This is a genomic window from Paraburkholderia silvatlantica, assembly GCF_003096715.1.
Lineage (GTDB): Bacteria > Pseudomonadota > Gammaproteobacteria > Burkholderiales > Burkholderiaceae > Paraburkholderia > Paraburkholderia silvatlantica.
Genome location: NZ_QEOL01000022.1, coordinates 122,674 through 136,013 on the forward strand (window position 1 = coordinate 122,674; position 13,340 = coordinate 136,013).

General features: G+C 62.5%; 11 protein-coding genes and 2 pseudogenes. 5 read left to right on the plus strand and 8 right to left on the minus strand.

The window, feature by feature from the left end; translation table 11 throughout:
* Positions 1–19: 19 nt before the first annotated feature.
* On the plus strand, positions 20–529 hold the full coding sequence (locus tag C7411_RS26215; protein WP_110386975.1) for a winged helix-turn-helix transcriptional regulator: 510 nt from the start codon (positions 20–22) through the stop codon (positions 527–529).
* 91 nt (positions 530–620) lie between these two features.
* Here the strand turns inward: C7411_RS26215 and C7411_RS38440 are convergent.
* The 6 genes and pseudogenes from C7411_RS38440 to C7411_RS26245 all read right to left on the minus strand — a co-directional run.
* Positions 621–710, minus strand: a pseudogene (locus C7411_RS38440) (copper-binding protein); the annotation flags it as partial.
* Between the two features lies 1 nt (position 711).
* Positions 712–3,918 (minus strand): efflux RND transporter permease subunit, encoded by a 3,207-nt coding sequence (locus C7411_RS26225; RefSeq protein WP_110386923.1) that lies wholly within the window; start codon positions 3,916–3,918, stop codon positions 712–714.
* Complete coding sequence (locus C7411_RS26230; protein ID WP_110386924.1) at positions 3,915–5,441, minus strand: efflux RND transporter periplasmic adaptor subunit; 1,527 nt, start codon at positions 5,439–5,441, stop codon at positions 3,915–3,917. Before C7411_RS26230 ends, C7411_RS26225 begins: the two co-directional genes overlap by 4 nt.
* Positions 5,442–5,452: 11 nt before the next feature.
* The gene (locus tag C7411_RS26235; RefSeq protein ID WP_110386925.1) at positions 5,453–6,748 is read right to left on the minus strand and encodes a TolC family protein; all 1,296 of its coding nucleotides are present in this window, start codon (positions 6,746–6,748) and stop codon (positions 5,453–5,455) included.
* 92 nt (positions 6,749–6,840) lie between these two features.
* On the minus strand, positions 6,841–7,203 hold the full coding sequence (locus tag C7411_RS26240) for a hypothetical protein (RefSeq protein ID WP_110386926.1): 363 nt from the start codon (positions 7,201–7,203) through the stop codon (positions 6,841–6,843).
* A gap of 413 nt (positions 7,204–7,616) precedes the next feature.
* Entirely contained in the window at positions 7,617–8,216 is a 600-nt protein-coding gene (locus C7411_RS26245) for a TetR/AcrR family transcriptional regulator (RefSeq protein ID WP_243413350.1), read from the minus strand.
* A 136-nt stretch (positions 8,217–8,352) separates the two neighbouring features.
* Here C7411_RS26245 and C7411_RS26250 point away from each other — a divergent pair, with 136 nt between their 5' ends.
* From C7411_RS26250 to C7411_RS38790, 3 genes and pseudogenes are all read left to right on the plus strand, one after another.
* Positions 8,353–9,276: an NAD-dependent epimerase/dehydratase family protein gene (locus tag C7411_RS26250; protein ID WP_110386928.1), complete on the plus strand. Its 924-nt coding sequence runs from the start codon at positions 8,353–8,355 to the stop codon at positions 9,274–9,276.
* On the plus strand, positions 9,273–9,623 hold the full coding sequence (locus C7411_RS26255; protein WP_243413351.1) for a DoxX family protein: 351 nt from the start codon (positions 9,273–9,275) through the stop codon (positions 9,621–9,623). Before C7411_RS26250 ends, C7411_RS26255 begins: the two co-directional genes overlap by 4 nt.
* Before the next feature lie 85 nt (positions 9,624–9,708).
* Positions 9,709–9,783, plus strand: a pseudogene (locus C7411_RS38790) (signal peptidase I); the annotation flags it as partial.
* Between the two features lie 161 nt (positions 9,784–9,944).
* Here the strand turns inward: C7411_RS38790 and C7411_RS37635 are convergent.
* Positions 9,945–10,175: a hypothetical protein gene (locus tag C7411_RS37635; protein ID WP_165822892.1), complete on the minus strand. Its 231-nt coding sequence runs from the start codon at positions 10,173–10,175 to the stop codon at positions 9,945–9,947.
* On the opposite strand from C7411_RS37635, the gene C7411_RS26270 reads away from it, so the two are divergent.
* The gene (locus C7411_RS26270; protein WP_110386932.1) at positions 10,104–10,268 is read left to right on the plus strand and encodes an FmdB family zinc ribbon protein; all 165 of its coding nucleotides are present in this window, start codon (positions 10,104–10,106) and stop codon (positions 10,266–10,268) included. The two genes, C7411_RS37635 and C7411_RS26270, sit on opposite strands and share 72 nt — an antisense overlap.
* Before the next feature lie 15 nt (positions 10,269–10,283).
* Here C7411_RS26270 and C7411_RS26275 read toward each other — a convergent pair whose 3' ends face one another.
* Complete coding sequence (locus C7411_RS26275) at positions 10,284–13,337, minus strand: efflux RND transporter permease subunit (RefSeq protein WP_110386933.1); 3,054 nt, start codon at positions 13,335–13,337, stop codon at positions 10,284–10,286.
* Positions 13,338–13,340 lie beyond the last annotated feature (3 nt).

Consider the following 13,340-nt stretch of genomic DNA (forward strand, 5'->3'; position numbering starts at 1 on the left):
ACTATCAGGGACACAGGACATGCGCTCGAAGGGTTTCGATGGAATGGTGTGTTCGATTGCCGGCGTCATGGCAGCGATCGGCGACCGATGGGGTTTGCTGATCCTGCGCGACCTCGTCTGCGGGCTCAGCCGATATGACGAGTTTCGCCAGTCGTCCGGCATCACCAATGCGACGCTCAGCGACCGGCTCAAGCATCTGGAGGTCAACGGCCTGGTTGAGCGCAGGCGCTATCAGGTAAATCCGGAGCGATTCGAATATCTGTTGACCCGCAAGGGTTGGCAGATCGCCCCGTTGATGCCGATGCTCGCCCAGATTGGGGACAGCCTGGAAGTTTCCGGAGCGGCGGCGCCGCCGATGAAGTTCGTGAATGGAAAGACGGGAGCCGAGGTACGGCTGGGCTTTATCGATCAGGAAACGGGTGAGCAAATCAACGCGGCGGATCTGGCCATCAAGGAAGGCCCGGGGGCGGACGATCGGGTCCGTTGGCGCCTGTCTCAAGGTGAGCAACGCCGCCAGAAAGCATCATGAGAATCGATGAGATCTCTCGCGATACGCGGGTCGCCGGACCGGGGCGTCGGCGCTGCGCGCAAGGGCAATCGACTCTCACGCGCAGCTTGCGTTACGGCTGCTTTTCGAGCTTCACGATGGTCAGCGTGCCGTTGACGTTTTCGACTCGCACCTTGACCTTGTCGCCTTCGTGAACCTGTTTTTCATTGAGTTTCCCTGGTTTGGGTAGAAGGCGCCTGCGTGCCCGAGGGTTTTGCGTGGGTAAAGCCAACCTCGTCGCGTTGCCTCACGCGGCGACGCTGCAGGAGCAACCAGGCTGCGGGAATGACGATCATCGAGAGGATGGGTGCAGTGACCATCCCGCCAACCATTGGCGCGGCGATCCGCTGCATCACCTCCGAGCCGGCACCGTGTCCGACCATGACAGGAATCAGGCCGGCAAGGACCACCGCCACCGTCATGGCCTTCGGCCGCACACGCAAGACCGCACCTTCGCGAATTGCGTCGAGCAGCGCGGCCTCAGTCATTGGCTCACCAGGCTCGAGCCGCCGGTCGAGTGCGCCCTTCAGGTACAGCAGCATGACGACACCGAACTCGGCGGCAACACCCGCGAGCGCGATGAAGCCGACCGACGTTGCGACGGACACCGCATGGCCCAGTATCCAGACGAGCCAGAACCCGCCGACAAGCGCGAACGGCACTGTCGACATGAGCAGAAGCGCATCGGCAACCGAGTTAAAGGTCATGAACAGCAGCACGAAGATGACGACAAGCGTCACAGGAATGACCGTGCGCAACTTCGCCGCTGCACGTTCGAGATACTCGAACTGCCCTGACCACGCAATCGAATATCCGGGCGGCAGTTGCACCTTCCCGGCGACGGCCTGTTGCATCGCCTTGACCGCCGATTCCAGGTCCACGTTGCGGATATCGACGTAGACGTAGCCCGAAAGCCGCGCGTTTTCGCTTCGAATCATCGGCGGTCCATCGGAGATCCGGATATCCGCCACGTCGCCGAGCTGGATCTGTCCCCCCCGGTCGGTCAACACGGGAAGCTGTCGCAGCTTTTCGAGCGAGTCGCGGACTTCGCGCGGATAGCGGATGTTGATGGGGAAGCGCTCGCGCCCTGCAATGACTTCGCCAATGTTGTCGCCGCCCACGGCCGTCGAAACCACCGACTGGATATCCCCGACGGAAAGGCCATAACGCGCCGCTGCCTGCCGGTTGATGTCGACGTCGATGTATCGCCCGCCATTCAGCCTTTCTGCAAGCGCTGAGGTTACGCCCGGAACCTCCTTCACTGCCGCCTCGATCTGCCCGGCCACCTTGTCGATTTCATTCAGGTCAGGCCCGGAGATCTTCACGCCGACCGGCGTTTTGATGCCCGTGGACAGCATATCCGGGCGGTTGCGGATAGGCGGCACCCAAACGTTCGACAACCCGGGCACCTTCACGGTCTTGTCGAGCTCATCGACCAGCTTCTCGGGCGTCATACCGGGACGCCACTGGCTGCGCGGCTTGAACTGGATGGTGGTTTCGAACATCTCGAGCGGTGCCGGGTCAGTCGCCGTGTCGGCGCGGCCCGACTTGCCGAACACGGTCGCAACCTCGGGCACGGACTTGATGAGCCGGTCGGTCTGCTGCAAAAGCTCGGACGCCTTGTCTGCCGAAATGCCGGGAAGCGCCGTTGGCATGTATAGCAAGTCTCCTTCGTCGAGCGGCGGCATGAACTCGCCGCCGAGGCGCGAGAGCGGAATGGCGGTCAGCAGGAGCGCAACCCCAGCAAGCCCAATGGCGACCCACGGGCGGCGCAGTGCGGCTTCGAGCACCGGCCGGTACAGGCGAATGAGCATGCGATTGATGGGGCTTGAATTCTCATGCGGGATGCGTCCGCGAATCAGATACCCCATCAGTACCGGCACCAGCGTGATCGACAGGCCGGCAGCCGCTGCAATGGTGTAAGTCTTCGTGAAGGCGAGTGGCGAGAAGAGCTTGCCTTCCTGCCCCTCCAGCGAAAATACCGGGATGAACGACAGCGTGATGATGAGCAGCGAGAAGAACAGTGCCGGTCCGACTTCCGCCGCCGACGTCGCGATGCGTTCCCAACGCTGCGCCGTCGTCATGGGCCTGCCGGGATGCTCGTGCTCGTACGCTTCGAGATGCTTGTGGGCGTTCTCTATCATCACGATGGCCGCATCGATCATCGCGCCGATGGCAATGGCGATACCGCCGAGCGACATCAGATTCGCATTCACACCCTGATAGCGCATGACGATGAAGGCGGCCAGCACGCCGAGCGGCAGTGACAGGATGGCCACGAACGCGCTGCGCAGGTGAAAGAGGAACACGGCACAGACCAGCCCGACGATGATGAACTCCTCGATGAGCTTGTCCTTCAGGTTGTCCACCGCGCGCTCGATGAGCTGGGAACGGTCGTATGTCGTGACGACCTCGACCCCCGCAGGCAGCGACCGCTTCAGGTCAGCGAGCTTTGCCTTGACCGCGTCGATGGTCGTCAGCGCGTTTTTGCCTGAACGCATGACGATGACACCGCCCGCGACTTCGCCCTCCCCGTTCAACTCGGCAATCCCCCGGCGCATCTCCGGTCCGATCTGGATGCGGGCGACATCGCCTAGCAGAACAGGCGTACCGGCATCGTTCGTGCGAAGAACGACATGGCGAAAATCATCGAGCGAACGCAGGTAGCCCGACGAGCGGACCATGTACTCCGATTCCGCCAGTTCGACCACTGATCCGCCGGACTCCTGGTTCGCCTTGCCAAGGGCATCCGCTACGATGGCCTGGGTGATGCCGTATGCACGCAGCTTGTCCGGATCGAGCACGACCTGGTACTGGCGCACCATACCGCCAATGCTCGCCACTTCCGATACGTCCGGCACGGACTTGAGTTCGAATTTCAGGAACCAGTCGTTGAGTGCGCGCAGTTCTCCCAGGTCGTGCTGCCCCGTGCGGTCGACCAGCGCGTATTCATAGACCCAGCCCACTCCCGTCGCGTCGGGACCGAGTGAAACCGCCGCACCTTGTGGAAGGCGACTCTGGACCTGGTTCAGATATTCAAGTACGCGCGAACGGGCCCAGTACGGGTCGGTCTTGTCGTCGAACAGCACGTAGACAAACGCGTCGCCAAACGACGAGTACGCCCGGATGGTCTTGGCGCCTGGGACTCCCAGCAACGTCGTCGTGAGCGGGTACGTCACCTGGTCCTCTACGACCCGGGGAGCCTTACCCGGATACGACGCCTTGATGATGACCTGCGTATCGGACAGGTCCGGCAACGCGTCGAGGGGTGTCTGCTTGAGCGAGTAGACGCCCCAAACCGTGACAAGCACTGTCGCCAGCAATACCAGGAAGCGGTTATGGATGGACCAGCGTATAAGGCGCGCAATCATTTGGCATCCCCCACTGGTTCAACCTTCGTCAGTTGGTATCCCTCATCCGATTGTCTGAAGACGAAGTGGACGGTCTGGCCGGGCTTGACGTCGGGAAATGCACCGGACGACGGCTTGTCGAACGACATCGTCATCGCCCCCCAGCCCAGTGCCGGCACCGGTTGATGCGAGAAGGTGATGTCGGCAGCCGTCACCTTTTCTACCTTGCCGGTGGTCTCGTAAGTCTGTGGGGCAGCGCCCGGCGTGGATGCGGGAATGGCCGCGCTAGCGCCCGCAGCGCCTTCGAGTCTCGGCAGGACCGATTTCAGACTGGCTTCCGAGTCGATCAGGAACTGGCCAGACGCGACGACCGTCTCACCCTCGCTCAAGCCACGGATGACTTCGGTCTCGCTACCGACGTCGTTGCCGACCGTGACGTCTGCCGGTTGCAGGCGCCCATCCGCGTTTTTGACGATCACGACCGACCGCTTGCCGGTCGTAATGACGGCTTCGGACGGCACGAGCAGTCGCGAGACAGGTTTTTGCGCATCGACGCGCACCCGCATCAGCATGCCGGGCGTGAGTCTCAACGCGGCGTTATCGATTTCGAGCCTCGCCTGCAGTGTGCGGCTCGTGGTGCTGATGCCGGGCAGGATTTCGCGAATCTGCCCCTTGAAGCGCTGCGTCGGGTCGCCGCTGAACGTCGCGTCAACGCGCATGCCGGGTCGCACGCTCAACGCCAGGTTCTCGGGAATCTCGACGATAAGCCAAAGCTTCGATAGACCTGCGACCTTCGCAAGCGTCTGGCCAGGCGCGACCTGCGCACCGTCGCGCACGTTCAGTTCGCTGACGACCCCTGTCTCCGGTGAGGCGAGGACGATGTGCGTTTGTACCTTGCCCGTGCGGTCGAGGCCGGCAATGACGGCATCCGGAATCGACAGCGCGCGCATGCGCGTGCGCGACGCTTCCAGCAAACTGTCGTCCATCCTGCCCCGCTTGAGCGCGAGGTATTCCTCCTGCGGGGCGAGCCAGTCGGGAACGAAGAGCGAAGCAATCGGTGCGCCTTTCGCAATCCGTTGCATCGGCGCGCTTGCGTACAGGCGGTCGATGTAGCCCGTCACGCGCGACTGCACGACATCGGCCTGTGATTCGTCGAATTGCGTGGTGCCGACGGCGTCGAATCCTTCTGTCGTTTCCTCACGCCGCACGGTTGCGTAGCGGATACCCAGGTTCTGTTGAAGGCCCGGGTCGATTGCGATACCTGGCGAACTACCGCCTTCGTCCGCATAGACAGGCTCGAGTTGCATGTCCATGAAAGGCGACTTGCCGGGCTTGTCGAAATGCTGGTTCGGCACCATCGGGTCGTGCCAATAGAGCACTTTCCTGCCGGTTTTCGGGTCAGTCAGATTGGCGGAAGCTGACGTGGCGACCGTATTTGCACCCGAAGGCGACGCGTGGCGCGAGCCAACGAAATATCCGGTGCCGAGAAGCGCAGCGGCGGCGAAAAACGCCAATATCGCGCGCACCAAAGGTCTTTGAGTCATTGTTTTCTCCTTCATTCGGCGGCGGCCATCGTCGTTGGCACAACCTGGTATTCAAGTTGGGCCCATGTCTGCGAAACCTCACGCTTGAGGTCGAGAATCTGAATCCGGGCATCCAGTTGCGCCCGGCGGGCCGCGAACGTATCGGCGAGCGAACCGGTCCCCGCCTTGTAAGCGGCGGCCGCAAGTTCGACGCGCTGGTCGGCGGCCGGCAACAGGGACTGGGTGAGATTCGCGATGCGTTCGCGCCCACTGGCGAGCGTTGCCGACTCGGTGCGAATATCGGCTTGCACCTGCCGGAGCGCGTCTTCGTACATCAGATGGGCCTTGGTTGCGAGTTCGGCCTTCTCCGATACATCGCGGTCCTCGCGGTCCCTCCGGTTGATGGGCAAGGGAATGCGCACCCCGACCGACACCATGTTCGAATACGCTCCGCCGCGTTGCTGGTACGAGACCTCCCAGGTCCAGTTGGGGCGGCGCTCGCTGCTGGCGACAGCCGTGCCGGCATCGGCGACGGCGATGTCATCGGCCGCTGCGACGAGTATCGGCTGCACCAGCCGGAGTTCATCGGGTGGCAAGGAAGAGACATAGGACTCGGGCGCGGGCGGCTCGCCCGTCACATCGGCCGCAGGTGTCGCTGTCCAGCGCGAGAGACCAATGAGCGCGGTCTGATACGTTTGCTGCGCCTTGAGCACCTGGTCCTGCGTCTGGGCCAGCGTTGCCTCGGCTTGTACGACGTCGGCGGCCGTCGCCCTCGCTCCCCGGTATGACGCCTTGGTAGCGGCGAGTTCGTGAGTCATATGCTCCAGCAACGCCCGCTGGAGCGTCAGGGCCCGCTTTGCATAAACGGCGTCAAGCCAGGCAGTGGCGGTCTGCTGTCGCACATTCGCGAGTTGTGCGAGATAGCCGGCCTGCTCGCGCTTCACCACCTCGCTGGCGAGGTCGGAGCGAAGGCGTCGCTTTTCCCGCGAGACCCACTCCTGCTCGATGCCAATACGCCGCATCGTCATGAAGTCCTGGCCGATGGTGAAGCGCTGCGCGCCATTAATCGGCAGGTTGTCGACGCCGGCCGCGAGCACCGGGTCCGGCAATTGCCCTGCCCGGACCGCGGCTTCGGAACTGGCGTGTACGGACGCCTGCGCGGCCTGCATGGCTGCGGAGTGGTCGGTTGCCGCCTGCAACGCCGCTTCGAGCGTGAGGGGGGCTTGCTGAGCGTGCGCGGCAGAAGCAAGCAGTATCAGCGCGGCGCAAATCGGGCGCGCGCACACGGATGCACGCCGGCATAGCGGCGTGCCAATCGTCAAAGGCATGTTCTAACCCCAACGGGGGAGTCCCAATGGGACTCCACGTCCTGGACACAGGACGACCTCGCCGCTCACGCGGCGAACCAGTCAAACGAGGGTTAGATGGCTTGGGGAGGTCGCCAGAGGCCGTCCGGCACGTGACCGGCAAACGACTCGGCGTAGTGGAAAAAGACCTGACGGGTGACAGTCATGGGATGGCTGACGGTCGCCCGCGCGGGAGGGTAGTAGATGCTGGCGAACTGACACTGTGCCGTACCCTTGCAGAAGCCGTCCTTGGCCTTGCCCGCCGGCGACGGCTTCATCGTCTCGCATCCCGGCATTTCGACGGACACCGAGCCGTCGTCGTGCATCGGCATCGACTGCTGCATCGGACATTCGCCCGCCATGCCAGTGGCTGCCAGCCCGCTCAGGGGCAGCATCGCGCACAGCAACAAGACGAGAAGGGTCCGAAGAATTTTCATGGCAGCGATTGCAGGCAGCCGATTCTATCGTGTTTGCGTTTTATTTTGTCCGGTAGCGGCGGCCTTTCGGCGCGGCCGACGACGATCGCTCCGCGCTCTTGCGCGTGCCATCGCCGCCAGGTGGACTGCGCCACCGTTGGCCCGGCGCCCTCCAGAAGGGCTGCGCCCGTTCCTGACACGAACGCAAATTCGAATTCGAGGCGGCTTCCGGTCCGATTCCCTTATGCGCAATTCACGGATTCCGTTGCGGCATTGACCTGCATTCGAACAATGGTGTGGTGAGCGTGATCACGAAGACCGGCTAAAACCTGAAATTTCAACTCGAAACGCTCAGAGGCATGCGTTGTGTGGGCAACCGGTTCCGAACCGAATACGCCCGACTTGCGGTGGCGCCGCCTCCTGTGCGGTGCGCCCTAGCGAAGTGCCGCCGCCACCGCTTCATCAATCTGCAGCGCAAAGCGCGCTTCGGCATCGGGCACCGTGTAGCCAATCGACAGTTCGAGATACGCGTCGCCTAGAACCAGCTGAACGAATGTCGCGGCCCGCAACGCAGCCGTCGATTCGTCGAACCGCTTTCGCAATATTTTCGCGGCGAAGGCACGCACGACCTTCGCACCATTTTCATAAAACACCTGGCCGAGTTCCGGAAGACGCTCGGCCTCAGCAACGATGGCCCGGTAAAGCCGCAGATTGTCCGGCGTGATAAGGCTTTGCGCCAATACCCATCCCAATGCGCGCAACTCGTCTTCGGGTGATCCATCGGATTGCCCGTCCTGAGCGCCGGCAAGAAATCCACCCACTTCAGCACACATCGAACTCACCAGACCCACGAAGAGCGCCTCCTTCGACTTGAAGTGGCGGTAGACCGTCTGTTTGCCGACGCCAGCGGCCGCGGCGACATCGTCCATCGTTGCCAGGCCGAACCCCTGGCTCAAGAAAACGGCTTTCGCGCCGTCGAGGATGGCGGAGCGCTTGCGGCGTTGCAGCGGGCTCAGTTCGGGGAGAGAGGACATGTTCATGCCCGATAAATAGCAGATCGTCCGGCAGTTGACAAGACTGATAAGTCTCGTTTAGATTCGCCGAAACGAGACTACCTAGTCTCGTTTGAGGGGCATATCAGCCTCTCAGGCAACCGTCGAGGAGAACGTTATGGAACTTTTCATTACAGGTGGTACGGGCTACATCGGGCAAGCGGTAGCGCGCAAGGCGATCAGCCTCGGCCATCAGGTGACGGCGCTGGTGCGCGAATCCAGGTCGGAGGCCGCGGGCACGCTGGCACGTCTCGGCGTGAAGCTGCATGGCGGCGACTTGCGTGAGCCACAGTCTTTCGCTGCGACTGCCGGTGCCGCTGATGGCGTGGTGCACATGGCGTCGACCAACGACGCTTCCGCCGCCGCTGCTGACGAGGCCGCGGCTGTGGCGATGCTTTCGCATTTGCATCCGGGCGCGGCGTTTGTCTATACGTCGGGCACGTGGGTCTACGGCAATACAGAGGGAGCGCCCGCGACTGAAACGTCGGCGCTGAACCCGACACCACTGGTCGCCTGGCGGCCCGCAGTGGAGCAACGTGTGCTGGCGCTGGCGGCGAGCCGCTCGATTGCCGCGGTGGTTCTCAGGCCGGCAATGGTGCATGGCTACGGCGGTGGCATCTTCGGCATGCTTGCCGGCATGGTCCGTCAGACCGGCAGTGTGAGGGTCGTCGGCGATGGCCGCAATGACTGGCCCGCCGTTCACGTCGATGATCTCGCTACGGCATACCTGAGCGCAGTGGAGCAGGCGGCAAGCGGTGACGGTCGAGTCGTGGGACAGATCTTCAACGTGGTCGCGGAAGATGCCGTTGCCGTCGCCGAAATAGGCGAAGCGATCCGGGCATCGGCAGGCGCCGACCGCGTCGAACTCTGGCCGCTCGACGACGCTCGCCAATCGCTTGGGCCTTTTGCCGACGCACTGGCGCTCGACCAGACCGTAAGTGGCCAGCATGCCCGCCGAGTGCTTGCGTGGGAACCCCGCGGCCCCGGCCTGATTGCGGACCTCGCTGCGCAAAAGCATTCTCAGCAAAGCACCGGAGCATGACGATGCCGTGGAACAGTGTGTCTCTCGAATCGATCCTCGCGATGATCTTAACGGTTCTCTTCGCGGTGGCGGGGGTGGTCAATCTCGCAAGACTTGGCGCGGTGAAGCGCGACTTCGCGCGCTGGGGTTACCCGGCATGGTTTCCGTTGCTCTGCGGCACTCTGGAGCTGTTCAGTGCCGCACTTCTTCCTGGACAACAAACCAGAGCCTTGGGCCTGACGCTGGCCGGCGCGATCATGATCGGCGCGCTCTTCACCTTGCTACGCAATCGGGAGCCGTTCCGGCATCTCGCCCCGGCGCTGATCTTCTCGGCGCTCATTGTGATTACTGCGGCGGCCCGCAGCTGAAACCTTGTCGCCACCCAGGCGGGCGAGCCTGGGACGCCAAGCCTGGGACCCGCGTTGCCCTTGGCGAAGGTCCGTTGTCGAGAGCGACGACATCGTTACGAACGACTCATCGGCGGCACACGAACTCCTCGTTAAACGCATAATCGGCGTACCTGGCGACATCATGGGCCGGGTCGCCTTCTCGCTGGACCCAACTCACTTCGATTTGCCACGGCCCAATCGGTTCGGCGAACGTCTGGACAACTTTCAGTGAGAATTTCACCGCCTCGGCACTAGAATTCAGGCATGGTCGCGTTCCCGAAGGAGGCTGCCATGACTCAGTCAATGATCAGTTTTTGGGTTGGCCTTGTGGTTCTCGTTGTCATTGCCATGGCCCTGTCCCGTCGCTACAGGCGCGATCACCCGGGAGGGAGCCTGAGCGAGTGGCTCGACACACACCATATGGGCTGGACGCATCGCAAACATCGTTAGAGGAATACCATGCCCACTTACCAGTACAGGTGCGAGAAGTGCGGCGAGATGTTCGAGCATGCCGAGCATCTTGCCGAACATGAAACGGCTCATCCGCCTTGCCCAAAGTGCGGAAGCGAGAAAGTTCAGCACATACCCACACCCTTTGTGGCGAAAACACCCAGAAAGTCCTGAAACCTCTTCAGCCGCTCAGGTCTGCGCCGGCTGCTCCCTGTCCCGATGATGGTCTGCGGCGAGGAACATATACATCGCGGGCACGACGAACAGCGTGAACAGCGTGCCGATCGACATCCCCGTGAAGATCACGAGCCCCATCGCGTTGCGGCCGGCCGCGCCCGCACCCGATGCGATCACGAGCGGCACGACGCCCAGCACCATGGCGGCCGTCGTCATCAGGATCGGCCGCAAGCGCACGCCCGCCGCTTCTTCGAGTGCTTCGCGCTTGCGCCGCCCCGCGCGTTGCAGTTCATTCGCGAACTGCACGATCAGAATGCCGTGCTTGCTGACAAGACCCATCAGCGTGACGAGGCCCACTTGCGTGTAAATGTTCAGCGTCGTGAGTCCCACGTTAATGAAGATCAGCGCGCCGAACAGCGCCATCGGCACCGACACGAGAATCACGACCGGATCGCGAAAGCTCTCGAACTGAGCGGCGAGCGCGAGAAACACGATGATCGTCGCCAACAGCAGCGTGGTCACGAAGCCGCCGGACTCCTGCACGAATTGTCGCGACAAGCCTGAATAGTCGGCCGTGTAGCCCGTCGGCGCGGCGTCGGTGGTGGCCTGGCGCAGGAAGTCGAGCACCTCGCCCTGCGAGATGCCCGGCGCGAGCACGCCGGAAATCGTCGCCGAATTGAGTTGCTGGAAGTGATTGATCGACTCCGGCACGACATTGCGCTTCAGATGCGTGACCGTCGATGCGGGAATCACGCTGCCATTGGGGGTGCGCAAGTAATAGTCGAGCACTTGCGACGGGTTCAGCCGGTCCGTTTGCAGCACCTGCGGAATCACCTTGTACGAGCGGCCAGCAATCGAAAAGTAGTTGACGAAGTTACCGCCGAGCGCCGCGCCCAGCGTCTGCCCGACATCGCTTTGCGTCAGGCCGAGCGAAGCGACTTTGTCTCGGTCCACGAGCAACACGCTTTCCGGCTTGTCGATCTTCAGATCGCTGTCGACGAAAAAGAACATGCCGCTTTCCCGTGCTTTCTGCAGCACGGCTTGCGACACTTCGTTGAGGTTCTCGAACGGCTCAGTCGTGCTGATGATGAATTGCACGGGCAATCCTTGCGCGCCCGGCAGGGGCGGAAACTGAAATGCGGCGACGCGCGCGCCCGCGATGCCGTTCCACTTCTGCTGCAATTCCTGCTGCAATTGCGTCGCGCCCTTCTTGCGCTTGTCCCACGTTTTGAAGAGCACGCCGCCGATGCCCTGGTTCAGCGTCGGCACGCCCGTGAGCTGGAACATCTGTGCGTATTCGGGCAGTTGCTTCGAGATCTCGAAGACCTGATCCGCGTAGGTCTGCATCTGCTGGATCGTCGCGTTCGGCGGCCCCAGGACCTGGGACAGCACGATGCCCTGGTCCTCCTGAGGCGCAAGCTCCGATTGCGAAGTCACAAAGAGATACACGGCGCCGCACAGAAGCAGCGCGCCCATCACGACGAACACGGGCCACGTGTCGAGCATCGCATGCAACAGGCGCCGGTAGCCGTCATGTACACGATCGAACTGCCGGTCGACGAAGCGCGCGAAGCGGCCCGATTGCTGGTCCGTGCGGAAAAAGCGCGAACACATCATCGGAGAGAGCGTCAACGCGATCACGCCCGACACGGTGACGGCGCCCGCCAGCGTGAACGCGAACTCGGTGAACAGCGCGCCCGTCAGTCCGCCCTGAAAGCCGATGGGTGCGTACACGGCGATCAGCACGACCGTCATCGCGAGAATCGGGCCGCCGAGTTCGCGCGCCGCGATCAGTGCGGCTTCGAAAGGCTTCTTGCCCTCCTCCTTCATATGCCGGTCGACGTTCTCGACCACGATGATCGCATCGTCGACGACGAGGCCGATGGCGAGCACGAGCGCTAGCAGTGTCAGCAGATTGATCGAATAGCCGAGCACCTGCATCACGAAGAACGTGCCGACCAGCGAGAGCGGCATCGCGATCACGGGCACGATCACCGCGCGCAAGCTGCCAAGGAAAAGGAAGATCACGACGGTCACGATCAGCAGCGCCTCGGCGAGCGTCTTCACCACTTCTGCGATCGCCGTATTGATGAAGTCGGTCGCGTCGTAGACGATGTCGCCCGTCATGCCCGTCGGGAACTGCCTCTGCAGGTCCGGGAATATCGCTTTGACGCGCTTCGCGACGTCGAGCACGTTCGCATCGGGCGCCACCTTGATGCCGATGAACACCGATCGCTTGCCGCTGAACGCGACGTTGAAGTCGTAATTGTCCGCGCCGAGCACGACATTCGCGACGTCTTCGAGGCGCACGATCGCGCCGTTCTTCTGCGTGACGACGAGTTTCCTGAAGTCCTCGACGGAATGCAGGTCGGTGCCTGCATTCAGATCGACGCTGATCATCTGGCCTTTGGTCGTGCCAAGCGTCGCCAGATAGTTGTTGTTGCCGAGCGCCGTGAAGACGTCGGCGGCCGTCACGTTGTGTGCGGCGAGCCGGCTCGAGTCGAGCCATGCGCGCAGCGCGAACTGACGGCCGCCGAGCACTTCCGCCGTTTGCACCCCCTGAACCGAATCGAGCTTCGGTTTCACGACACGCAGCAGATAATCCGTGACGTTGTTGCTCGGCAGCACGTCGCTGTAAAAGCCCATGTACATCGCGTCGGTGGTTTGACCCACCTGCACGGTCAGCACCGGCTGTTGCGCCTGCGGCGGCAACTGGTTGCGCACCGAAGCGATCTGCGTGTTGATCTCTGTGAGCGCGCGATTGGAGTCGTAGTTGAGGCGCAGCGTTGCGGTGATCGTCGAGACGCCCGTGGTGCTCGTCGACGACATGTAGTCGATACCCTGTGCCTGCGCAATCGCGGCTTCGAGCGGCTGCGTGATGAAGCCCGCCATCGTGTCGGCGCTCGCGCCATAGTACGCGGTGGTGATCGTCACCACGCCGTTCTCGGTTTGCGGATATTCGCTGACCTTCAGCGCCGCAAGCGAGCGCAAGCCGAGCACGAGTATCAGCAGGCTCACCACCGATGCGAGCACCGGGCGTTCAATGAAGATGTCGGTGAATTTCATCGC